Origin of the sequence: Paenibacillus sp. y28 (genome assembly GCF_037137075.1) — a bacterium.
GTDB lineage: Bacteria > Bacillota > Bacilli > Paenibacillales > NBRC-103111 > JBBBNV01.
The window spans coordinates 1-24,722 of the sequence record NZ_JBBBNV010000029.1 but is presented as its reverse complement, the minus strand read 5'-3'; the positions used below and the strand labels follow the sequence as shown (position 1 = coordinate 24,722).

Sequence of the window (24,722 nt, the reverse complement as noted above, 5' to 3'; positions counted from 1 at the left end):
TGCTAAGCCGAATGGCGTAAGCGGCTCAAGGCTCAAGCCTTTGGCAGCCGGTTCGCCGCCGAGAAATAGTCCGGATCGGCGCCATCCGTGAAGCGAACCGCTTCCCCGGCCTGGGCGAAGTCATTCCCGACCACGAACAGCTCCGACGCTTCGGTGCCTGTCAGACGCAGAAACGTCCCTGTGCCTGCTTCCGCCCTGCACTGCTCCACTGTCAGCCCCCGGACGCGGTCCAGCTCTACGGCAGTCTCCCCGGCTTGAGCCGGCGCAGCCCTCAGTCCTGTCAGACGCAGTCCGTCCACCTGCTCCGCCTGGATCGCATGAGACCAGTGGGAATTGCGTTCCCCCTGCCATACGATTTCCATATCCTGAAGCGCAATATTACGGGCATGGCGGCAAAAAACGGCCGGAATTTCATGCGGGAACACACCGCGCTCCGACGGCTGGGTGTCGAACAGCCCGCCCGGAAATCCGCTTTTCTGCCGCATCGTATGCCGGATGCCGCGAATGGTGATGTTCTCAATAGCGCTCTCTTCCGAGCCCTCCATATAAATGCAGCCTTCACTCTCCGTCAAAATCTGCTCGAAGCGGATATTGCGGATCGTTCCCGGCGGAAGCTGCCCGCCCTTACGCCGCTCGGCTGTAATAAAGATCGGTTCCCCCTTGCCCCACCAGCGCAGCTCGCGCGACGTTTCCGTCTCATCGCTGAACAGGCGCGTTTCAATGACGAGGTTGGAGAACAGCATATTTTCTATGGTGGCTCCGTCCCGCACCCAAATCCCAATGCCGCGATTGGAGTTGCGAACCACGCAGTTCTGTACCACAACGTTCCGGATGTCGGCATGGGTTTCCGTACCGATTTTCACCGCACTGTCATGGGAATACAGCGTGCAGTTCGTTACAGTAATGTTCTCGCACGCGCCATAACGGGCTGCACTGGCCTTCGTTGCTTTAATGACGATGCAATCGTCCCCGGTCTCCACATGGCAGTTCGAAATATGCACGTCCTGGCAGCAGTCCGGATCAATTCCATCATTGTTCGGAGCCCGGTGCTGGCCCATAATTTTGATGCTCTCCACGTTAACCCGCTTGCAGCCGGTTAAATGAAGCCCCCAGGAGGATGCTCTCCACAGCGTCACATCACGGAACAGCACATCGCTGCAGCCTTCAAAGTCAATCAGCTTCGGCCGGAATGGCTTAATCGGCAGAAGCACATAGTCGTTTACCCCATCCTCCGGCTCCAAAAAATGCTCTCCACGGCCATCGATAGTTCCCGGCCCGGTAACGGACACCTTCTCCGCATGTCTGGCGCAGAGCAGCGCGCTGCCGCCTTGTCCCTCGCTGAGGAACGTTCCTTCCGGGGGAGCAAAGTCAGCCTCGTCCATACTGCTGACAATGCGTCCGGCCGCCTCCAGGTGCAGATTCACATACGATTTGAGCATCAAGGTACCGGACAGGAATTGTCCCTTCGGCACAATGACCTTCCCCCCGCCCTGCTCCGCACAATAGTCAATGGCGGCCTGGATACTCCGGGTATCCTTCGTTACGGCATCGCCCACCGCGCCGAAATCGCGAATGTTCACTATGGTCATAATCGTTCTCCTTTACTGGCTGCATTCGTTGTAGTAAACCCGTGTTTACTGGCTAAACAAGACACACACAAGCAGGGGCTCTTCAGGCAGCTTAAGCCTGGCTCTCTTCCGCACAGTCCCCGCAGTACAAGGTAAATATCGTTTCGACCGGCTTAAAGAACAGGTGCCCATCCTCCCAAGGCTGGAAGTGCAAATCCATCCGGGAATCCTCCCAATTCTCGGGCGTGCCGGATGTCGCCAGTTTTTTGGGCAGTACCGGCTCTTCGATGACCTTCGGAAACTCCTGATAGCCGAACATCAAATTCTCATGCATGGCGATAATCTCATATTTGTCCCCCAAAAAGGCGCGCTCCTCCTGCAGCTGATAATGGTAGTACACATAGCTGGCAATCATCTCCGGCTTCAAATGCGCCACCCGGCCTACACGCCGCTCCACCGGCGACTTGCGCAGCCAATGCTCCCGGCTGGCCGGCTCGTTGAAGTGGAACACATCCACCATCAGAATCCACTTTCGCTTCTCCGGCCGCCCCGGCCAATCCTCCAAATCGTGTCCGGCTGTGGAGAACAGCTCCTCCGGGGTCAGAGCCTCCCCAATACACTCATAATACAAAAAGACATTACGTTCCCAGCGAAACGCCCCGATTAACATGAGGTTCCCGTTGTGTATGTGCTGCTGAGGGGCAGGGTCTGACAACAGCTTCTGAACACCCGCTTCCTCCTGGCCGGGCTTCAGCTGTGCCCGGTAAATGAATCGCTTCATCTGCATTTGCTCCATTTCTCCATGATGTGGCAAGCCCTACCCCTATTGTTATCCGTTTCAGCCGGACAAGCAACCATACTTTTTTGCCCGGTTTGATTGTTCTTGCTTCGAAGCCATTTTCTGGTTAAATCCGGGCATATTGGGAATAATAACACAGCCTGATTACTTGAATCATGGAGGCAGCCACTACTCATGAAGCACGATACCTTTATTACACCGCGCCAGTTTACGATTATGGTCATTTTATTTACAATCGGATCTACTATTCTGATTCTTCCTGCCCCGCTGGCTTCCGAGGCCAAACAGGACGCTTGGCTTGTCGCTCTGGCAGGCGCAATCCTGGGGCTTCTGATCGGGCGTCTTTATACTGCTGTAGCTCTCTTACACCCGGGCCTCAGCTTCATTCAGCAAACAGAATTTATTCTCGGCAAGCCGATCGGTACACTGTTCAACCTTTCTTTTATTTTCATGTGCTATACTTCAAGCGCTGAGCTTGTTTATTATGTAAGCTCGTTCGTCCTGATCGAATGGATGCCGGATACACCCATACAATTCATACACCTGTTGTTCACTGGAGTTGTGATACTGGGTGTTTATCTTGGGCTGCCGACCATCGCCCGAGCGGCGGAAATCTTATTTCCCTGGTTTGTGCTGCTGTTTTCGATACTGGCTATCACGGTTGTCCCCCTCATTGATCTCAAGAACATCCAGCCGGTTTTTGAGGCCAGCCCCGCGCGATTTGCCGGATCCGTACTCCATTATTCCAGCATCCTGTCATTTCCGGGGATCGTGATGCTGATGGTGTATCCGATTGCGCTGAAGCAGCCTCAGCAAGCCCGATCCGCTATGGGCAAGGGTATTTTTCTGGGCGGCCTCGTGCTGGAGATTATTAGTCTCCTTACGATTCTGGCATTGGGACCGACGATAACAGCTATGAAGGTATACCCCAGCTACACACTGGCCCGAATCATCAACATCGGGGACTTCCTGCAGCGGATTGAAGCCATCATGGCGCTAATCTGGATTATCTCCTTATATTTCAGGACGGTGATGTATTTTTATGCATCCGTAAAGGGGGTCCTTGAACTCCTGAAGCTTTCCAGCTTCCGGCCGCTGGCTCTGCCGTCCTGGCTGCTGCTGGTTGACTTTTCGCTCATTGTCCACCCCAGCACCATCCATGCAGCAAGCTATGATTACTCCTGGATTCCGTTCATCCTCATGTATAGCATCGGGCTCCCGCTGCTGCTGCTGGGTGTCCATACGATCCGCAAAAAAATGAAAAGCCGGACACCGACTCCCTGATTGGCAGGGAGCTCCCCGTGCGCCGTATGGCGTTACATGGAAGGCCGCTCCCAGCGCGCGGTGTTTCGCTGCATGACGGCGGTCGGTCGACCACATGTCAACCCCATGCAGCGCCCGACGGGCTATCGCACGATTCACCGCCGCCTGTGGCACGATGCTGATTAGGGAAGCAGTGCAGCTTTTAGTTGTACAATGAAGTGTGTCATGAATAACAGTGGTAAAAAAAGGAAGCCCTCTGCGGTCTCGGCAGGCTTCCTTTTCCGGTTCGTTTTGGCGATACGCGCGTTGCGACACCGCGTGGCGGTCGGTCGAACCCCTTTCCCGTTATGTCGTTTGCAGCTTCGCGCCGCAATATTCGCAGGCCGCGCTTTCTCCGGATCGCAGCTGCGCTCCGGAGCCGCAGCCCGGGCATTCCACAGTTTGGAGCCCCCCTCGCGGGGGTTGTCCTGCCTTCTCCCTGGCGGGGGCGGCCTCCTGCCAGCTTGCATGACCCTCAGAGAAGGCCGCAGCCGTCTTGAAGCCGTCTGAATCGGCTTGCCCCTGAGAGCTTATGACAAGCTGGAACGTGCCCGGGTCAATTTGTCCCGCGGGCAGCAGTCCCAGGTGCATCATTCGGTATACATCCTGAATCACGGTTCTCCAGTGCTTGTTGACCGTATCTGCCAGCGCTTCAATGGAGCGAAGCCCGTTCCGCATGATCAGCTCCTGGTACCGGACATACCGCTTATTCAAATTTTTTCTCATTAGAGCCGCAATCCACAGCAGAAGCATGCCAGGCAGCGCCAGAACCACAAACAACAGGAAAAACGCAAATATTGGAGTGGGGCCGTCACCGTTGTTGTTTCCGGAGGCAGCAGCCCCAATAAGAAAAACCATAAACCCGCAGCTTAGCAGGTATAAACTGGCCCCAACCCGCAAATCACTGATTTTGAGGTGAGTATAGTGCCAGTGCTTGAAGAAGCGAATGACCACCATCAAGTAGGATACCGGAAACAACAATACAAACATTAAAAAGATAAGCATGTTACTAAAATACGGCTTATTGCCGTCCTGCATATTCCATTCCCTCCCCATGATGAACAGCCCCGTACAGGTTCGTGAAAATAGAGGCCCCTATGCCGCACCGCGAGCTTCGGTGATTCAATTTCCGCAGAAGCTCCTTGCTCTGTCCTTCATCCTTGGAAGTTCAGGAATACGGAATGACGGACCCGCAAAACTGGCACTCCTGCTGCTGGCCCGGCTTCAGCTGCACCTTGAACCCGCAGCCGTGGCATTCCACTGCTTTGGGAGGCTGCTGCGGCACGGTGCCGGACTGGCGAACCTCTGCTTCACCCGGGACCGGTCCGGTCTCTTCCTCGTCTTCCGCATACGAATGTTCATCTTGGCTCTGGAAAGCCTCCGGGCTTAATTGTATCCGGTTAGCAGCAGTATCCAGATAGGCGCCCGGGAGCAGCCCCAAATGAATCATCCGCTGCAGCTCATGAAGCACGGTCTCCGTTCCCCGGCTCACACTTTGCGCCAAATGTGGAATCGAAGTCACGCCTTCTTCATAGAGCATACGGCGATAGTGCTTAAACCGGGCATCCAGTTCATTACTAAGCATCTCGGCTCTCGCTCTGAAATATGTGCTGGGTATGAGCGCGAACACAATAAAAAATAAATAAACGCTGAACAGCGGCTCATTGCCCGCGATCAACTGGCCGAAATAGACGACGGACATGACCAGAAAAATATAAAACAGAAATTTGGCAAAAAAACGGCCATCCAAAATTCTCAAATGGGTGTAGCTTCGATGCTTGAGTACTCTGGCAATCATCAAAACAACAACCAGTGGAAAAAACACAAATAGAAAAAGAACGATCGTTCCATTGCTGATAAAGGGCTTATCATGCGGACCCAATCACTATACCCCCTTTATTTTAACAGCAGCAGCTGTCTGTTACGCTTGTTTAAATCACTGACGAGATCCCGCACCAGCCGGCGGGGATAATCGGCCTTCACCTCTGCCGCCTCATCAAGGAACCCCCGGATACACTTGTGCAGCTCGCCTGCCTGCCACAGCAGGTTTTCCTCCATCGAAGCCAGAGAAGGGTGCCCGACCGGATTGCTCAGTCGTACGTTTTCCTCCAAGTCGGCAATCATGTTCTGAAGCTCCTTCAATTCGGCATGATCGAGTCCGGCCAAATCCTCCTGTACGGAGTACAGCGTAAACTGCAGCTGCTTCATCAACTGAGTCTGATACTTGATTTCCTCTTCCTGATCTTCCGTATACTTGGTGACCATGGCTGCAACGACAACGCCAATCGCAGCAAGGCCAGCTGTCATAAGCTGAATATACAGATACGTCGTAACCGCAACGTCAAAAATAAACCAGAACAGCACCATGTCCGCCACAACAGCCGCGACGTATAGCACCAATACCGAGCCAATCGCCAAATAGCTCGGCACAATTCGCTGCACCTGTCTGGTGTGGCGGATCAAATACAGAGCATAGCTATAGGCCGCCAGCTCCGCCACCAGGGCGGAAGCAAGCGAAACCGACCAGTGTCCCTGGCTGACTAAAGGCCCGTTCAGCACCAGGAACAGCAGCAATGTCACCACCGCCACCAGGGCAAACATAACGGTCGCCAGACCAGAATACCGATATTTTGTCAACCTCTTCCCCTCCTTAGCTCAGCTTGTGCCCGCACTCCAGGCAAAATTTCTGGCCCGGCTTCACTTCGGTGCGGCATTGTCCGCAGTGCAAAACCGTGCTTGTTCCGCATTCAGAGCAAAATTTGGCCCCGGGGACAATGCTCATCCCGCACTGCCGGCAGGCTGTATTCAGCGCAGTTCCGCACGCAGCGCAGGTGACCGCATCCTTCGGATTATCCGTTTTGCAGCCCGGGCAAGGGTGATATGGATCGCCGCAGTGAGGGCAAAACTTGGAGTTGCGCGGGAATGGCATTTTGCAATTGCCGCAAGTCACGCTCTGCTCCTGCGGCGTGCCTGCCCGCCGGAATGAATGCCCGCAGCTATTGCAGAACTGGGCGTCCGGCCTATTCGCCGCCCGGCACGCGGGACACGCTCGCTGCTGGGGGGAGCTGTCCAGCTGGCCCACGAGCCGGACCATATGCTCACCGAAGCCCCCGCCAATGCTGAATCCCATACCCATGCCAATTCCTGCGTCCATCACCGATGATCCCGGGCCGTCGCTCCGGGCCGCTTCCTCCAGCGTATCAAAGGTTCTTTCCTGCTGGTACGTATAGCCGAGAATGTCCATTTCCGCCCGTTTGGCCAGCGCGTCCTTTAGCCTTTTGGTCGCTGAATCGTTCTCCGGAATATTAATGGACAGCACATTGAAATTGAGCAGCTTAATGCCATATTCTTCGAAAATCGGCGCTATCTGCTCTTCCATATGCACCGAAATATCGCCCACATAGGCATTGATATCCAGCATGCTGATCCGCTTATGTACGAGATACCCCGAAATGAGCTTATTGATGTTCATCAGCAGGACGCCGCTGAAAAACTTGTTCAAGGTCGCCGCATCGAACATCGGCAGCGTGCCGTTCAGCTTCAGCAAAAACTTGCGGGCGTTCTCGATTTGCACCCCGAACTGGCCAAATGCCCGCACTGAGATCGGCAGCTGGTATTTCGGGTCCTGCAATTGTATCGGAGATGGCGTGCCCCACTTAATATCCAGCGTGTGCACCTTATTAATGAACCAGACCTCTGCCGAAAACGGCGATTTACCGCCAAAGGGCAGATTCACGAGGGATGACAGCAGCGGAATATTTTGCGTCGCCAATGTGTGCCGCCCCGCTCCGAAGGAATCCAGCGCCTGTCCGCCCTTGAACAGGATAGCCTCCTGTGTTTCATGTACAATCAGCTGGGTCCACGTCCCCAGATCTTCCTTTGGATACTTCCATGCCAGAACCCCTGAAGGCCCGTCGTATTTAACTACATCGAGCAGTGCCAAGCCTACAACCCCTTCCCTAGACCTTTGAATCATATGGTTATATATGTTATTACGTAATTCTCGCTAATTCGACTCATGATTCAGGGCTTGCTGAACGATTCTTTTAACTGAAATTCAGGGCATCGATCCGACGATTTTCTGTGAAAGAGCTGCTTTCATACCGGGGATGCGATAGAACGTCATGACGGTTTTTGGGTAATCCCCTCCATATCAACGTCTATGCCTCTGCCCTCTGCAACGATTCTATCCTATTCTAGCATACCGGTCTCACCAAAAACTCATTTTTCATCCATACTCCGCTTCTTCATGCGGCCCGCAAGGATGCGTCTGGAGGCTATAAGAATGATGCAAAAGGCACGCTGTCTCTCTTGAGAGAAAGCGCGCCTTTTTTATTGAGTCATTTGGAGAGTAGTTAGATTAGCTCTGACTTCTGGAGCAGCCGCTGTACAATGGCAGCCACTTCAGCTCTGGTCATATTGGCCTCAGGCGCCATGAGCGCGGAGCTTCGGCCGGCGACTAGACCGCCTGTTACACAATCCGTCACGGCTTCATATGCCCAAGTTGCAATGTCTCCTTGATCCTGGTAAGCAGAAAGAACGCCGCTTACGCCAGTCAGCTTTTCCTTCAGTCCAGTAATCCGCATGGCTTTGGCGATAATAGTCATTGCTTCCTGGCGGGTAATCTTCTCCTCCGGCCGGAAGGTGCCATCCTCATACCCTGCAATCAACTGGTAGTCGAAGGCCGTTTGAACAACCTGTGCATACCAATCCTTCGCGGCTACGTCGGAGAACGGGGCATCGTGGTACGGATTCAGGCGAAGACCGAGGCCTCTTGCCAGAATGGCAGCAAACTCTGCACGGGTAATATCCCGATCAGGCTCAAAGCTGGCCGCGCCAACGCCCTCAATGACCATCCGGGAGCCCATATCATTGATAGCATTCTGCCCCCAATGACCGGCTGCATCTGCAAACTCCAATGGATGCCAAACAACGGAATAGGTACTATTAGTCAAGCTGTTAATGACTGCATAATACATGCCGTCCATGACTTCCACCTGGGTAGGAATATGGCGCACGGTTCCGTCCGCTTCAACTACGACACCCGTTGTAACTTTGTTCCGATCTACGCCTTCAGGAATAGCAATCATCCGCTGTACATAAACCTTATAGTCCGTAATCTCGATAGACATGTCCCCATATTTCGCATGGACTGTAAAGTCGATCGATGGCACCACGACCGTGAAATTCCCTGCCGCCGCGGCATCAGCTACTACTTTCAGCTTGTCCGCACCGGTCTCGGCAATACTAATCTGAAGCGTCACATCTTTCAGTTGATCTGCTCCAAGCTTCTCTGCCAGGCTTTGGATGTTAAGCTGCAACGACGGCACATTGTATGAAGCATCCGTTGTCCTCAATTCAAGCGAAGCTTGCTGCTGCTCCATCTTCTGAATCATTTCGCCATTCAGTTGGCCGATCAGTACATCCGACGGTTTGGTCATCATTACGGTAACAACCGCATCCTTGCCCTCGGCAGCCAGTTTGGCCTCAAGCTTCTGCTGATTCACGTCAATGGTGGTAACGGTGCGGCCATCGACATTTTTCACTGTGGCAGTACCTGCACTCTCGGCTTTGCCGTTGACGTAGACATTTACTCCACTATCCGTATTGGTGCCGCTTGTGGTGCTGCTTGAGCCACCCGATGAAGTGGATGACGAAGTCTCCGCCCGTTTGATCGTCACCGCATAGTACTTCGCGGTTACGCCGTCCTGGGCCGTTACCTTCACGTATACGGTTGTTGCTCTGCCTGCCGTCAGGGCGACGGTCGAAGCGCCTGTAATCTCCGCCGTGAAGCTGCTGTCCGTGTACAACTGGTAGGTTGCACCCGTTACCGTGGTTATATCGGCAAGAGCAAGCGTTGCTGTACCTTTCGTCACATTGACGGTCCATGTGATCGCCTTGTCCGCTGCGCTGCCGTCTCCGCCTCCTGCTGCTGCTGTCGTTTGTCCCGCAATACTCGTCAAACCTGCATCATTGCTCAGCGAAGGCAGGACCGCGAAGCTGACCGTGAAGTGTTGTGCCGTGAACGAAGCACCCGACACCGTTACCGTTGCCGTGTAGCTGCCCACCGCCAAGCCTGACTTCGGCGCTACGGTGAAGCTGTCGCTGCCTCCTGCCGCCAGATCGCTTACCTCTGTCTTCGACAAGGTAAAGTCACTGGCGTTGGTTCCGCTCAAGATTACCGTCAACTCACCTGTCGGACTGGTGCCCGTATTGCTCACCGTCACGCTGTATGCCGTCGGCCCGGTGTAACCGGTTGTTGCAGTACCAAAGCTGTGATTGCCCGTTTCACTCAACACAATGCTGTACGTCAATGTCTCTGCCCGGTTGATCGTTACCGCGTAGTACTTCGCGGTTACGCCGTCCTGGGCCGTTACCTTCACGTATACGGTCGTTCCCCCGCCTGCCGTCAGGTCGACGGTCGAAGCGCCTGTAATCTCCGCCGTGAAGCTGCTGTCCGTATACAACTGGTAGGTTGCGCCCGTTACTGTGGTTACATCGGCAAGAGCGAGCTTCGCGGTGCTGTTCGGCACATTGACGATCCATGTGATCGCCTTGTCCGCTGCGCTGCCGTCTCCGCCTCCTGCTGTTGCTGTTGTTTGTCCTGCTACGCCAGTCAACTCCGCTTTGTTTGCCGTGAATGACACGGCAATGGCTTCACCCGCCAGAGCTGTGCTGCTTGCCGCTGTCCGTACAAGGACCGTTTTGGCGCCCGCAAAGGTTGGTGCCTCAGCCGGGTCATAGCTGGTCCAGTTTACTCCGCCGTCTGTGGAATATTCCATCGATGCATCCGCACCTGCGAGAACATCCAGATCGTCATCTGCTGTGACCGTGGCAAGGACGAGCGGGTTTGAATACGTAATTAAATTTCGCATGACATTGTCCACGGTATCCGTAGCGCTGTTATGTGTCATCACAGCCCTGATCCGGTACGTATGATGCTGCTCCAGATTCAAGACAGCCACCCCCTGCTGTGTCCAGGTGATAGCTTGGCTGCTGACAGCTGTCCAGGAAGTCTCATTATCCCGCTGCACCTCGAAGCCTACGGAGGTGGCGGCCTGCAATGCATCTGCCGTACCTGTATCAGCAGCAAAAGACAGCTTCACAGATTGGGCGGTAAGCTCCGAGGCGAAGATCAGCGGAGACCGGTATCCGCCCATAACGGAATAATAGGAACCCGCCGTTCCTGCTTGCATCTTCACTTCATCGGTCTGATCCAAGGACACGCTGACATAATCCTGCATATTCGCGAGCTTAAGCTTTTCCCCCAAGATAAAGGCCACTTCGCTGTTGTCTACGGACATGCCGTTGACCGTCAGCTGGGTATTGGTCGAAAAGAAGGTCCAGGTCTTGGTAATGTCGATTCCACTTTCATTGTAATCGAGGTTATTGCCCTCAATGGTGAGGTTAATCGGATAGAACCCGATTACCGCAATTCCCGCGCTGGCATAGCCCTGTTGAGTCGTGCTGTCATAGCCGGTTATCGTGTTGGTAGTGATGGAACCGGTTCCTCCATAAATGTACATCGCGTATTCATACCCGTCGGATTGTCTGAGCCGAAGCGGATAATCCGTACCCCTGAAGGTATTCCCGGAAATCTCCACAGCTCCCCGGCGAACGGCAATCGCATTGCGGAAGGCGTTACTGCTGTCAAACAACGAATCCTTAATAACAGTAGACACAGCTCCCGGCTCGGCATGAATACCAAAGCTTTGGTTGTTTCCTGGAGTGGGGTTGTTGTGGAAGCCCTTCAGAGCTACATGATCAGCTTCCAACGAACCGCCTGTTTTGATATTGATAACTGCCAGAATACCGTCATCCGCATTGGTCGAGCCGTTTTTGTCCGTACCGTTCTGCAGGGTAACGTCCTTCAGCACCAGCTTGCTGCCGACTCCTTCCACCCGCAGGAAGGCTTGACCGGTCAGGTCATTGCCCGGCGGGTCCTTACTGACGATAACGCCCTCTGAACGAACCAATACGTCCGCAACGCCTAATCCGGCAATAATCGTTGCTCCATTCCCGTTAATGGTCAGTTCGCGGCTAATGGTTCCACCCGCTAAATCATAGACAGCTCCTGTTTGAAGGTTAATCGTATCTACATGGGCATTGGTCAGATAGTGCTTGAGCGAATAGGAGTCTGCCGCATTCACTTCTGATCGGATCTCGGTTGCGAAGCTCCATGCGGTGCTGCCGGTCAAACCGCTGCTGACAGACTGGCCCGACACAGCTGCAAAAGCGCCTGCATCCATCTCTACATAATATCCGGTACCGAACAATAGATCCTTGGACAGATCGATCGTTACGCCGGAGCCGTTCACGGTGACCCGCATGGTATCGGCCGCGTCAATCGTCTCCACCACACTGTCGTCTTCAGCCAGCTTCACCGTGATTTTCTTGCCGGATACGGCAGTTACCGATTCATTAAATTGAAGCTGCAAATCTGAATCCACAGCTGCAGCAGACGCGTTATGCGCAGGTGTGTAGACAGCACTCATCGGGCCGGCCACAAACTCGATATAGCCGCCGCTCAACCTGAAGTTATCTACGCTGTACACCCCGTCCAGCTTGATTTCCAGCTCTGCCTGGCCTGTGTCTCCATCGGTGTCCACATAAAGAACAGTTTCTACGGCTCCTGCCGCCACCTGAATGGAGCGAGCCGCCACGTTGGTGCCATCGCCTTCCGTTACACTGCCGCCGGTAAAGTCTACAACCAGCTGGCCGTCACTATAATGGACAGGAACGTCATAGAGGGTTCCCCCGTCATTGTAGCTGATGGTTCGGTCCGCTATGGTCCCGTAGTAACCGTTAACGGAACCGACATAGGGATTGCTCTGGCTATGGGCCACAAAACCGACCACATTAATGCGATCCCCCAACCCGAAGCCGCTGACTGCGCCCAGGTTCAAGCCGGTAGCGGCATACCCGATTGTGTCAGCTCCGTCAGCCAGCGCTATCGAGCTGTTGCCGGAAGGCGACCAGATGTCAATGTGGTTGCCGCTGAAGCTGTTGCCGGACACAGAATAAGGAGCGCCGGGCAGCACGTTTTCAAGGACAATACCCTCTGCAAAATCGCTAATTTCGTTATTGCGGACAATAACATTCGGACTGCTGACCAGATCCACGCCGGTATGTCCGTAGCCGATTCCATCATCCCAGGCATTGGACAAATAGCTGTCATACCATGGGAAAACCTTCGCACCAGTAATCTCATTGCTCTCAATCACGATTCCGTTGCCTGCTTCGTAAAGAATTATTCCCGAAGGATCGCCGAGGCCCGGATTAAAGTAAGATTCCTGTTGTCCCGGCTCAGGGATGACTAGACCAATACCGAGAATTTTGTTGCCCGATATGGTCCCCGTCGTTCCCCGTCTGTCGCCGTTGGCCGGGTCGCCGGAAGCATACGAGCTTCGGTCACTGGACGCAATCTGGATTCCGTTTCCTGTGCTGTACAGGGTTTGCCCATATCCTTGAATAGTATTATCGCGAATATCAACCGTCAAAGTGGGTCCCCAGGCCAAAATCCCCGTTTTTTGGAACTTGGTTATGGTGGAATTCTTCACCGTGACCGTATGTGCCCCGGCTCCATCTTTACTCTCAGCAAAAATACTCTCATTATGGTTCGCTCCGGAAGGCTGGTCAGCCGGCTCGTATCCAGCTGGAACAAACGCATTATGCTGGGTTGACAAGTCCCTGATTCCGGTTATCTTGACGGAATCAACCGTGGCCGTTGTATCAAGAACAGCGATACCATTGAAGCTATAATTATAAATCGGATTAGCAAGGGTGTAGTAGTATTCTATCTTGCCTTGATCGCGTCCATCGACGGTCAGGTTCTTTACCGTAACTTCACCGCTTGCCTTCACACCGATTACCGCATAAACCTTCTGCGCCTTCAGGTTCTTCCAATCACTGCTTTGCTGCAAATCAGCAGAATCCGGGGCTTCGATTACCGTTTGGTCCACACCGGCTCCCTGCAATGTGATAGCCTTCGTCACCGTCACCTGCTCCCGGAAGGTTCCGGCTCCGATAGCAACCGTATCGCCGTCAACAGCTGCGTCCACTGCTGCCTGCACCGTCTCGAAATCTGCGGCTGGCAGGGCTTGTCCGCTCAGTAGCTGAACCTTCGCAAGAACCACAACTGCCTGGGCATTGCTGAATGCGACCACGCGATTGCTTCCGTCCACCTCCGCTACTCCAACATGCTGTCCGTCGGCCGCAATAATTCGGTCTCCATCGGAGACGGCCGTCCATGCGCTGACGTCATCACCCAGATTCGGAGCGGAAACCGCATTCCCGTCAGTAGAGAGTATGTAACGGAACGTATGTGCCGGGTCCGAAGGTGCCCCCAGGCCGATGACTGTCTGACCATCATATGCCTGGCCAACGGCATCAGAGAAGGAAAGGCCACTAACCGCCGGCGCGGCCGACACCCCTGAAGGAGACAAGATAAACAATGGAACCAGCAATGCTAAAGAAAAAAATAAGGAAAGGGTCTTGCCCATTCGTATAGTCATTACTTTGTGAACCTCCCGTTTTGTATAAATGGAATCGACCTACTGCCCCAAAAAGCAGGCATTCGAAGCTTGCTATAAGACACGACATAAACCACGATCGGTTCATCCAAGGTATACCTAGGTATACCTCCATCGTGCAAAGCCGCCTCTGGGAACAAGCTTCTCCAGATCATTAAAGCCTACTCAGCAACACCCCCTCCCGTGATTGGCAGCCCTCATTGGTCGTAACAGCCATGCGATAGAAATCATAAGGGCTCTACATCTAAGCTTCTGAACCCTACATGTAAACCTCAAGATTACGGTAATGAGTTCGACATATTCTTCTTTTTTCCTCCATTATTCTCACATTTATTTGCACACGCCTTTTATTCGACAAGAAATGACGGATATAACCTTAGTCCCCGGATTTACTAGTCCAATATTCCTATTGTAACAGGAAGTTCGGAAGCGTCAACTACCGATCACTTCAACAAATATGAAAGGAAGCAACGTGGAGCAGCCCGTGCGTTTGGGACAAGCGTATTGGAGAGGGACTAGAACAGGAATTCCCGCAAAACAAAGGAATAAAGGACTGCCCCTAAGCTCTCTTAATGAAAGAGCAAGAGATAACCCCCGTATTCAAGCAAAGAAGCTTCCAAGTACCCTCGTTACAAAAGGGGCTCGGAAGCTTCTTGCGCTTTGTCATGTATTCCGGGGAAAACCGTACGCTCCTATATAAGCTCTGGGCAATCCCACCTGGCAGACAACTGTTTTAGTTGTTGTAGCCTTTGTCGACTTGGTTAATCATTTCGCCGGTGGAGATCAGCCCGCCGCCGGAGAGATACCAGTAGCCCGGATCCAAATAGACGATGTGGTTATTTTTGAAGGCGTTTGTCTCTTTAACCAGCTCATTCTCGACAATTCGCTTCGCTGCTTCCGAAGCCGTGCCGCCGACGGCAGCACCGCGGTCTACAACGAACAGATAATCCGGATTTTTCTCTGCAATGTACTCAAATGAGATGCTTTGTCCGTGTGTGGACACCTCGATGCTCTTGTCAACGGCCGGGACGCCCAGCACGTCATGGATTATTCCGAAACGGGAGCCTGGGCCATAAGCGCTGATTGCCCCGTCATTGGCCAAAATCACAAGGCCGTTTTTACCGTTGGCCGCTTTCGTTTTTACGCTGTTGATGGTCGTATCGATTTTAGCCAGCTCCGCATCAACCGCCGCTTCTTTGCTGAACATTTGGCCGATCATGTTCATGTTCGTTTTGAAGGAATTCAAGTAGTCCTTCGTATCCACGCCGATATAAATCGTCGGAGCCAGCTTGCTTAGCTCCGCGTAGGCGGCCGATTGGCGGCCGGAAATAAAGATGACGTCCGGTTGGATGTTGCTCAGCTTCTCATAATCGGGCTCTTGCAGACTGCCGACGTTTTGGTATTTGGCGTCTTTATATTTCGCCAAGTATTCCGGAACGTTCTTTTGCGGCACACCGGTTACTTCAATACCGAGCTTATCAAGTGTATCAAGCGCGCCAAAGTCAAAGGCGACAACCTTTTTCGGATTTTTCTTAACCTTGGCTTCCCCCAACTGATGCTTGAAGGTCAGCTCCCCATTCGCTGCAGGGCTGGATGCTGGAGATGCCGCCGGGCTTACGGCCGGAGCTGCACCTGAAGACGCACCGTTACCGCTTGAGCATGCAGCGGCGATGACGGCCATCATAACGACCAACAACAGCATAGACAACTTTTTCATTCGACTACCTCACTCCTAAGAAGTTTTATATTGGGTAAAGCATTACCACCATGTCCAAGCGCGTCAAAGCGAATGATACCGCTTGGCGCTTGATAAAACAGATTTCCAAACTAAGCAAAATAAATCCCGATTTTGTTGCCGTTGATGCTTTCAATTTGAATGTCCATCTCGTACAGCTCCTTCAGTACATCGCGGTCGATAATTTCATCGGTGGGTCCTTCCTTAATCACCCGGCCATGCTTGAGCGCGACGATGTAATCGGAATAACAGGAAGCAAAATTGATATCGTGAATGACGATAATGACAGTTTTACCCAGCTCATCCACCAGCCTCCGCAGCACCTTCATAATTTGCACGGAGTGCTTCATGTCCAGATTGTTCAGCGGCTCGTCCAGCAGAATATAATCTGTGTTCTGGGCGATAACCATGGAAATGAAGGCGCGCTGCTTTTGCCCGCCGCTCAGCTGGTCCAAATATTTATGCTGCATGTCCTCCAGCTCCATGTAGCGGATAGCCTCATCCACATGCACCCAGTCTTCCTTCGTCAGGTTGCCCTGTGAATAAGGAAAACGCCCGAAGGAAACCAGCTCCCTTACGGTCAGCCGGACATGAATATGGTTGGCTTGCTTCAGTATAGAAATCTTCTTCGCCAGATCGCTGCTCTTGGACTTGCTTACCTCCTGGCCGTCAATGGTGATTTCTCCGCTGTCTCTTGGAATGAGGCGGCTAATCATGGACAGCAGGGTGCTCTTTCCTGCGCCATTGGGACCGATAAAAGAAGTAATTTTCCCTTTGCGGATTCGGACGGAAACCTCCTCTACGACAAACTTGCTGCCGTACTTTTTCGAGACCTTCTTCACTTCTACCATTTCTTGTTCTCCCTCAACAGCAGATATAGGAAGTACACGCCGCCGGCGAAGTTAATAATGACGCTGACCGTCGTCGAGAAGGTGAACACCCTCTCAACCAGCAGCTGTCCGCCGACTAACGCGACAATACTAATCAGAATCGAACCGGTAATTAAATACGTATGCCGGTATGTGTTCAGGAACTGATAGGCGATATTGGCCACCAGCAGACCGAGGAACGTAATCGGGCCAACCAGCGCCGTAGATATCGAAATCAGAATTGCGACGACTATCAGCAGCCGTTTGACCACAAAATCATAAGGAACGCCGAGGTTCACCGCATGCTCTCTGCCGAGCGACAGGACATCCAAATATTTGACGAACCGGATAAAATACAGCGAAGTCAGCACCACCGCGATGCCCGCCATTGTTACCAGCTTGGTGTTGATATTGTTGAAGCTGGCGAACATTTTGCCTTGAACCACGAGGAATTCATTCGGATCGATTAGCACCTGCAAAAAGGTGGTAATGCTACCGAAGAACGTCCCCAAAATGATGCCAATCAGCAGCAGGAAGTAAATCGTATTGCCCTCCCGCTTAAACAGCACCTTGTACAGCAGTCCCGTGAACAGCCCCATCGCCGCGACGGAAATGATGAAGTTCACATTGGTATTGGCTGTGGTCAGATGCGCCGAGCCGAAGACGAACACCACGAACGTCTGCACAAGCATATACAACGAATCAAGCCCGATAATACTCGGCGTTAAAATCCGGTTGTTCGTGATCGTCTGGAAGACGACGGTCGAAAAGGCGATACAGGCTGCAGTCAGCACGATAGCAGCTATTTTGAGGCCCCTGCGCGGCAAAATATAGCCAATATTGCCGTTCAAATTAATGAGCAGGAAAAGGGCAATCAGAGCGACAGCCACCATCGCAAGGGAAGCAAGCTTTACATTGAGGTTCACTCTAGGATTCATATGCCTTTCTCCTCATCAACAAATAAGCGAAAATGCCGCTTCCGATAACGCCGACCGTCAGGCCGATCGGAATTTCGAACGGATAGATGATGATCCGTCCGAGGATATCGCAGAACAGAACAAAACCTGCGCCCAGCAGCGCGGTATGCGCCAGGTTATTTTTCAAATGATCGCCTCTGTAGATCGTCACGATGTTCGGGATAATCAGCCCGAGGAACGGAATAGCTCCTACGGTCAGCAGCACAACTGCGGTCACCATCGCGACAATCGTGAGCCCGAGATTCACCACCTGCTTGTATTTGAGGCCCAGGTTCGTGGCGAAATCCTCGCCCATCCCGGCCACCGTAAAGCGGTTGGCAAACAAGTACGCAAGGATGAGCAGCGGAATACTAATATATAAGAGCTCATATCTCCCCTTGATGGTCATGGAGAAGTCCCCTTGCAGCCAGGCGGAGATGTTCTGAATGAGATCGTACTTGTAGGCGAAAAAGGTCGTCAGCGAGCTGACGATGCTGCCGAACATCAGACCGACCAGCGGAATAAAGATCGCATCCTTGAACTTGATACGCTCCAAAATTTTCATAAAGATGAAGGTCCCTGCCAAAGCAAACACAAAGGCCACCAGCATTTTCTGCATCGGGGTAGCGGAGGCGAACAGCATTAAGGCCACCAAAACCCCGAGCTTGGCCGAATCCATCGTGCCCGCCGTAGTGGGGGAAACGAATTTATTTCTCGTCAGCTGCTGCATGATTAAACCGACAACGCTCATGCTGACTCCGGCAATCACAATACTGATCAGTCGGGGAATCCGGCTAATCAGCATCACCTGCACCTTATCCTCGCTTAAACGGAACACGTCGAGGGGCGAGATATTTTTGACACCGATGAACAAAGAGGCAACCGATAAAAGAATGAGCGCAATGAACAAATATCTTTTTTTCATGGCTTGTATGTATCTTCCTTCGCTGTAAACAGGTATCCTCAAAAATGATACTCATTATCAAGAATAATGATATTCATTCTCAAGAAGAAAACAATACAAACATTATAGCTCACATCGACACACTATTGTCAATACAACAAAAGCGGAACACACCGAAATGGACTGCAAATGTTGTCCATTTTGTTAACCCTTGCTGCGGTAAAGGCTGCCGCACCGGGGCTTTAGACGATATGAAAGCGAGTAGTTGCGACCATTCATGGGAAGGCTGGGAGGGGCGGCGGTATGAATATATGGAAGGCGATGAAACGGGATGATTTGGAACAGCTCGTATTTTGCCAGGACCGCGAGAGCGGGCTGCAGGCGGTGATTGCCCTGCACAGCACCCGTCTCGGACCGGCTCTAGGCGGCTGCCGGATGTGGGCATACCCTTCGGAAAAAGAAGCCGTCCGTGACGCAATTCGGCTGGCCCGGGCAATGTCCTACAAATGCGCCATTTCCGGTCTCCCGTACGGGGGAGGTAAAGCGGTGATTTGGAGCCAGCCCGACACGGACAGGAAAGCGCAAGCCCTTCGGATGCTGGGGCGGTTCATAGAGGGCCTGCATGGTCAATACATCAGCGGGCTGGATCTGGGCACCTCAGTAGCGGATATGGATATGATCAGGATGGAGACAAGCCATGTCACCGATACGTCAGGCTCTCTCGGGGCGACCAACGACTTCACGGCCGAGATGACGGCGTACGGCGTCATGCTCGGAATCCAGGCGGCCCTGAAGCAGCTGGACGGGTCAGACCGGCTTGCGCACCGTTCAATCACTATCCAGGGGCTGGGCAAGGTCGGCTATTTTCTGTGCCGTTACCTGTCCAAGGCCGGGGCGGAAATAACCGTCTGCGACATCGATCCAGGACGGGTCAAGCGTGTCATGGAGCAATTCGGCGCCCGCGCTGCTGCTGTCGAGCATATTTATGACACGTCATGCGATGTGTTTGCCCCCTGTGCCTTGGGCGGCATTCTGAATAGCCATACGATTCCCCGCCTTCGCTGCCGGGTTATCGCCGGAGCGGCCAACAATCAGCTCGCTGCCGGCAGATATGGCCACATGCTCCACAAGCTCGGGATTTTGTACGCCCCGGACTATGTCATTAACGCTGGCGGCATTATCGTGACGGCGGCCGAGCTCAACGGAGACAACGCCGCCATGGCCAAGAAGCAGGTAGAGCATATCCGCCATACCTTGTCCCTCGTCTTCCAATACGCACGGCTCCACCGCATTTCCTCCGCTGTCGCAGCGGATCGCTTAACCCGGCAGCGGCTTGGCCTGTAAACACAGCGATATCATCGCAGACTCTCCGGTATAAACGTATGAATTTCACCGTACTCATCTACTTGAAGAAATTCGGTTTAACGACCGTATTGTCGTAAAATTCATGGAAAATGCGCGTTGTTGCCGGGGATAGCGGCGGAAGCAGCCAGGTCCAGTCCCCCGTAATCGCGCGGTCGTTCTTCTGCTCCCGCGCTTCGAAATTCGCAAATTGCTGCGCCGCGGTATGATGGTCCACAATCATGACCCCGCGCTGCTTGAATGAATGCAGGACAGCCACATTCAGCTCGACCAGCGCCTTGTCCTTCCATAGAGATGCATCGCGCTTCGTATTGAGCCCCATAATTTCGGCAACCTTGGGCAGCATGTTGTAGCGCTGCTGATCCGCCAGGTTACGGGCCCCGATTTCCGTTCCCATGTACCAGCCGTTGAACGGGGCCGCCGTATAATCGATGCCCCCGATTTCCAGCCGCATATCCGATACCATTGGCACCGCATACCACTGCAGCTGCAGATCGGAGAAGCCCGGAAGCTCAGGATGGGTCAGCGGAACCTCCAGCACAAGCTGCTTCGGAATGTCAAACAGCTGCGGCGTCCGCTCGCCAATCTGAAGCGCCAGCGGAAGCACATCGAACGGAGTGCCCCTCCCCTCCCACCCCAGCTCCCGGCAGCGTACAGTGAAGGCCAGTGAAGCCGGATCGCCGATAATGCCTTGTCCGGTGTCATAGCCCGCATAGCGGATGAGCTGATGGTTGAGAATACGAAAGGCCGGCCCGTCGGGGCGAGCAGGCTTGAAGACGGTAATCGTCGGTATAATTTTGCCGCCGTTGGTCGCATAGTGGATATGATGAAACAGCGCCTCCGCCATTTCCTGTTCCGTACTAGCATGCCGGGCATCAATCACATGCAGCGACTCCCAGAACAGCCGTCCGATGCAGCGGTTGCTGTTGCGCCAGGCCAGCTTGGCGCCGTACTGCAGCTCCTCCGGCGTATGCTCATAGCAGCCGTCCCGGGCAACGTCCTGTCTGATTCCCTGCAAGCGGCGCTCCGCTTCCGCTTCGCTCTTCCCTAATTCGCGGTACGCCGTCGTGATAAACTGCGCCGCTTCTCCGATGAGTATGTCATGCTTCATTCCACAGCTTCTCCTGTCCATTGTCTATGGCTTCATTATAGTCAAGCCGCTGCCTTCCTTCCAAGCAAAAAAACTTTTCCAGAGGTCAAACAAAGGAAGAAGTATGTAGAATTTTTGAACTTCTTCTGGTAGACTGAAACAAAATTACCTACATTTTAATGTTGGAGGTTTTGCTATGAGTGCTGCAAGAATTTTAAAAGCCATTTGTGGAGTTCTGGAGCTTGTTCTAGGTATTCCGGTCCTTGGCGGGCTCATCGTCATGGGAATGTCTTATACGCCTCTAGTCGTCATGTTTGTGCTGCATCTCATTACACTCATTCTTTCCCTAAACAGCAAAGAGCCCTCTTACGGTCCGATCGTCGGTATTATTACATCCATTATCGCCTGGATTCCGTTTGTCGGCATGATCATGCATATCATCAGCGGCATTGTGCTGCTCATTAACTCGACACAACGCTCCGCGCACCGGTATTATTAATCCTCGTTGCCCAATACATGACGAATAGCCATCAAACAAGGTATACTAAGAGAGATGAATATATTTAAAGGGGTTTTGTTTCCATGTCGAGCGAAACGACGAACCAAGAGCAGCAGCAAGCTCCGGAAAGAAAAAAAGTGAGCCTGGCCGATGCGGTAAAGCAGAAGCTGGCCGCCAAGAACCAACAGCCTGCGAAAGGCAAGCAGTCCGCTTTTACAGGGGAATCCGTTCCCCAGATGAAAAGCCAGATTAACAAAAAACCGAACAATCAGCGCAAGCGTATGGGTGTCTAACCCGCAGCCTGCCTCATTCCAAGCAAGGCCTACAAGACCGTTCCCCTTCCAGATGGAGGGGGGACGGCCCTTTTTTTATTTCCGGAAAATCTCAAACTGTTTGTCAAAATGATGGTATGTTGTGTCCGGCCCGGCCTCGCATTCTCATCCCAGAACGTAAGCACCTTCTGAACGGGAGCCGCGGCACCTTTCTGCGGCGGGAACGGTAAGGCACAGGATGCCATCAGCCAGACAAAGCACAGCAGGAGCATACTTAGAAATGCACAGTTCAATGGCATCATGCCTCCTTTCTCCTCTCCTATTGTTCATCAGCATAAATGAGACTACTCCCTACGATGGAAATCATATTTCCGGACAAAAAAAGCGCAGCCGGGCACCTGAAATCCAGGTAACCGGCTGCTGCCGCTTGATCGTGAGGAGGAGGAGCTCCTGTTTTCCCTACTTGTGCTGGACGACGCCATGCCCGCCGAACTGATTTCTCAGGGCCGCCACCACTTTGCCGGAGAACGTGTCTTCTTGCATCGAACGGTACCGCATCATCAGCGACAATGCAATAATTGGCGCAGCGGTCTGGAATTCCAGTGCGGCTTCAACCGTCCATTTGCCTTCCCCCGAGGACTGCATAACCCCTTTGAGCGCCTCAAGCTTCGGGTCCTCCGAGAACGCATGCTGTGTTAAGTCCATCAGCCACGAGCGGATAACCGAGCCGTTGCTCCATACCCGGGCGACTTGCTCATAATCGAATGGGTACGGGCCCTTGTCCAAAATCTCAAAGCCCTCGGCAATCGACTGCATCATGCCGTACTCAATTCCGTTGTGAACCATCTTGAGGAAATGGCCGCTGCCGCTCGGACCTGCATACAAATAACCCTGATCCACACAAATCGAGTTAAAAAGCGGTTCGACCGTCTTGAATACGTCCAGTTCTCCCCCAATCATGGTACAAGCCCCATGACGCGCGCCCTCCATGCCGCCGCTGGTCCCCACGTCCAGAAAATGAAGACCGCGTTCCTTAAGCTGAGCCGCGCGCCGAACTGAATCCTTGTAATTGGAATTGCCGCCATCCATCAAAATATCACCGGCCGACAGCAATGGCGTCAGCTCGGCAATGACATTCTCCGTCAAAGCTCCGGAAGGAACCATCAGCCACAGCACCCGCGGACACTCCAGCTGTCCTACAAGCTCCGCCAAGGAATGCACCCCTGTACCGCCCGCAGCCGAGACGCCGGCCACTGCTTCCGCATTCACATCATAGGCGGCAACCTGATGCCCGTGCTCCATCATATTCATCGCCAGGTTCAACCCCATCTTGCCTAAACCGACCAAGCCCACTTTCATTAGAATCATCCTCCTGAAAAAATATTTCACCATGCCTTTATTATACGAAATATTTTTCCTTGTGCAATGGAATCTAATAAAAATTTTTTCATGAGCATAATATGCTATAATTTCAAATAAAAACGAAGGAAGAGGGTCTATGCCGACGAGCTGCTTGGGAAGAATTCGCCTGCATTATCCAAGGTTCAGCGATAAAGAGAAGCAAATCGCCAATTATATTCTAAAAAATCCCGAAAACATTATACACAGCACCATCAACGAGGTCGCCGAGGACCTGGGCGTAGCGGACGCCACCGTATTCCGCTTCTGCAAACGGATTGGCTACAAAGGCTACCAGGCCATGAAAATTTCTCTGGCCTCGGAAATCATGTCGCCGATGCAGCAAATTCACGAAGAAATTACCGAACAGGACAACGAAAAAAGCATCGCGGAAAAAATTTTCAAATCGAACATTCAAACCCTGGAAAATACGGCGTTTATTTTGGATGGAGAAGCCTTGGCGAAAGCCGTGGCCCTGCTGCTTCAAGCCGAACGTATTAACTTCTACGGTACCGGGGGATCCTCCGTTATCGCCATGGACGCCTTCCACAAATTCGTCCGTTCCGGCAAAGGCTGCTACGCCTTCATGGATTCCCACTTCCAGTTCATGTCGGCCTCCCAGCTGTCATCGAAGGATGTGGCCGTCCTGATCTCCCACTCGGGGACGAACAAGGACACGATCCGGATTATGAACCTGGCCATGGAAAGCGGCGCCCGGACGATTGGCATTACCAGCTTCCCGAAATCACCGATTAGCCAAAAGGTCGATGTCGCCCTGCACACCAGCTCCGTCGAAACCGAATATCGTTCCGAGGCGCTGGCTTCACGGATTGGCCAGCTCAGCCTCATCGACGCCCTGTACGCCAACGTCATGATCGCCGACAAAGCAAGCTCGACCCAATCCTTGGAGAAAATCCGCCGGGCGATTTCCGAGACGAGGATTTAGGGGGCCGTTGGTGTTTAGGGCACCATTCATTGAGGCGGATTTTCAAGCACTGGCAGGCTAACTACAGCCCTGGCGGTTTCTGCGGAATTTAGCCGTTACAGCGTTGTAATTCATTAATGGTCTGCTAATTAAATCGAAGCCAAATCAGAAGATAACCACTCCTTTGATAGGAGTGGCTTCTTGTTGATATAGGAAAGTTTATACCTTATGTTTACTAGAAGAAGATGCTTGGCTCAAAAACGCACCATAACGAATTGAAACAAATTGACTGGGCGTGGCGATTGGTAGCGTTTCTCAAATTACATTTACCGGTTGGATTACAATTGTTTTAATATGGTTGGTATCGTGAGTCCTGTTATAGTTCTTGCAGAATGCATCAACATTTGAAATGATTTTATCTTTATCATAGATAAACTGGACAGTTAAAAGTTCTCAAGCTTAAGAAGCTACAGACGTAGCGTCAAAATCAGCGTTATCCTGTTTGGAACGG

At 52.8% G+C, this 24,722-nt stretch carries 18 protein-coding genes; 5 read left to right on the top strand and 13 right to left on the bottom strand.

The annotated features are described in order from the left end of the window. Positions 1–32: 32 nt before the first annotated feature. Complete coding sequence (locus WBG83_RS18785; RefSeq protein ID WP_336746856.1) at positions 33–1,589, bottom strand: glycoside hydrolase family 28 protein; 1,557 nt, start codon at positions 1,587–1,589, stop codon at positions 33–35. Between the two features lie 91 nt (positions 1,590–1,680). Next, positions 1,681–2,349 (bottom strand): hypothetical protein, encoded by a 669-nt coding sequence (locus tag WBG83_RS18780; protein ID WP_336746855.1) that lies wholly within the window; start codon positions 2,347–2,349, stop codon positions 1,681–1,683. A 192-nt stretch (positions 2,350–2,541) separates the two neighbouring features. Between WBG83_RS18780 and WBG83_RS18775 the strand changes: the two genes are divergently transcribed. Continuing rightward, on the top strand, positions 2,542–3,651 hold the full coding sequence (locus tag WBG83_RS18775; RefSeq protein ID WP_336746854.1) for a GerAB/ArcD/ProY family transporter: 1,110 nt from the start codon (positions 2,542–2,544) through the stop codon (positions 3,649–3,651). Between the two features lie 324 nt (positions 3,652–3,975). On the opposite strand, the gene WBG83_RS18770 is transcribed toward WBG83_RS18775, so the two are convergent. The 9 genes from WBG83_RS18770 to WBG83_RS18730 all read right to left on the bottom strand — a co-directional run bounded on the left by WBG83_RS18770 (position 3,976) and on the right by WBG83_RS18730 (position 18,686). Continuing rightward, complete coding sequence (locus tag WBG83_RS18770; protein WP_336746852.1) at positions 3,976–4,707, bottom strand: hypothetical protein; 732 nt, start codon at positions 4,705–4,707, stop codon at positions 3,976–3,978. A 130-nt stretch (positions 4,708–4,837) separates the two neighbouring features. Further along, positions 4,838–5,551: a hypothetical protein gene (locus tag WBG83_RS18765; protein ID WP_336746851.1), complete on the bottom strand. Its 714-nt coding sequence runs from the start codon at positions 5,549–5,551 to the stop codon at positions 4,838–4,840. Positions 5,552–5,565: 14 nt separating this feature from the next. Then, complete coding sequence (locus tag WBG83_RS18760; RefSeq protein WP_336746850.1) at positions 5,566–6,306, bottom strand: hypothetical protein; 741 nt, start codon at positions 6,304–6,306, stop codon at positions 5,566–5,568. 13 nt (positions 6,307–6,319) lie between these two features. After that, the gene (locus WBG83_RS18755; protein WP_336746849.1) at positions 6,320–7,612 is read right to left on the bottom strand and encodes an SPFH domain-containing protein; all 1,293 of its coding nucleotides are present in this window, start codon (positions 7,610–7,612) and stop codon (positions 6,320–6,322) included. Between the two features lie 412 nt (positions 7,613–8,024). Beyond that, positions 8,025–14,183 (bottom strand): DUF4073 domain-containing protein, encoded by a 6,159-nt coding sequence (locus WBG83_RS18750; protein WP_336746847.1) that lies wholly within the window; start codon positions 14,181–14,183, stop codon positions 8,025–8,027. 751 nt (positions 14,184–14,934) lie between these two features. Continuing rightward, positions 14,935–15,918: a siderophore ABC transporter substrate-binding protein gene (locus WBG83_RS18745; RefSeq protein ID WP_336746846.1), complete on the bottom strand. Its 984-nt coding sequence runs from the start codon at positions 15,916–15,918 to the stop codon at positions 14,935–14,937. A 110-nt stretch (positions 15,919–16,028) separates the two neighbouring features. Beyond that, positions 16,029–16,787 (bottom strand): iron ABC transporter ATP-binding protein, encoded by a 759-nt coding sequence (locus tag WBG83_RS18740; RefSeq protein WP_336746845.1) that lies wholly within the window; start codon positions 16,785–16,787, stop codon positions 16,029–16,031. Beyond that, positions 16,781–17,743 (bottom strand): iron chelate uptake ABC transporter family permease subunit, encoded by a 963-nt coding sequence (locus WBG83_RS18735; RefSeq protein WP_336746843.1) that lies wholly within the window; start codon positions 17,741–17,743, stop codon positions 16,781–16,783. Before WBG83_RS18735 ends, WBG83_RS18740 begins: the two co-directional genes overlap by 7 nt. Next, on the bottom strand, positions 17,733–18,686 hold the full coding sequence (locus WBG83_RS18730) for an ABC transporter permease (protein WP_336746842.1): 954 nt from the start codon (positions 18,684–18,686) through the stop codon (positions 17,733–17,735). The genes WBG83_RS18735 and WBG83_RS18730 overlap by 11 nt, the downstream gene beginning before the upstream one ends. A gap of 282 nt (positions 18,687–18,968) precedes the next feature. On the opposite strand from WBG83_RS18730, the gene WBG83_RS18725 reads away from it, so the two are divergent. Continuing rightward, entirely contained in the window at positions 18,969–20,009 is a 1,041-nt protein-coding gene (locus WBG83_RS18725) for a Leu/Phe/Val dehydrogenase (RefSeq protein ID WP_336746841.1), read from the top strand. 58 nt (positions 20,010–20,067) lie between these two features. Here WBG83_RS18725 and WBG83_RS18720 read toward each other — a convergent pair whose 3' ends face one another. Further along, the gene (locus WBG83_RS18720) at positions 20,068–21,138 is read right to left on the bottom strand and encodes a nitric oxide synthase oxygenase (protein WP_336746840.1); all 1,071 of its coding nucleotides are present in this window, start codon (positions 21,136–21,138) and stop codon (positions 20,068–20,070) included. Between the two features lie 175 nt (positions 21,139–21,313). On the opposite strand from WBG83_RS18720, the gene WBG83_RS18715 reads away from it, so the two are divergent. Both WBG83_RS18715 and WBG83_RS18710 read left to right on the top strand, forming a co-directional pair. Further along, on the top strand, positions 21,314–21,616 hold the full coding sequence (locus WBG83_RS18715) for a hypothetical protein (RefSeq protein ID WP_336746839.1): 303 nt from the start codon (positions 21,314–21,316) through the stop codon (positions 21,614–21,616). Between the two features lie 83 nt (positions 21,617–21,699). After that, positions 21,700–21,909, top strand: coding sequence for a hypothetical protein (locus WBG83_RS18710; RefSeq protein ID WP_336746838.1), 210 nt, complete (start codon positions 21,700–21,702; stop codon positions 21,907–21,909). A gap of 438 nt (positions 21,910–22,347) precedes the next feature. On the opposite strand, the gene gnd is transcribed toward WBG83_RS18710, so the two are convergent. Continuing rightward, positions 22,348–23,247 (bottom strand): phosphogluconate dehydrogenase (NAD(+)-dependent, decarboxylating), encoded by a 900-nt coding sequence (gene gnd, locus WBG83_RS18705; RefSeq protein WP_336746836.1) that lies wholly within the window; start codon positions 23,245–23,247, stop codon positions 22,348–22,350. 139 nt (positions 23,248–23,386) lie between these two features. Here gnd and WBG83_RS18700 point away from each other — a divergent pair, with 139 nt between their 5' ends. After that, complete coding sequence (locus WBG83_RS18700) at positions 23,387–24,232, top strand: MurR/RpiR family transcriptional regulator (protein ID WP_336746835.1); 846 nt, start codon at positions 23,387–23,389, stop codon at positions 24,230–24,232. Positions 24,233–24,722: the final 490 nt, after the last annotated feature.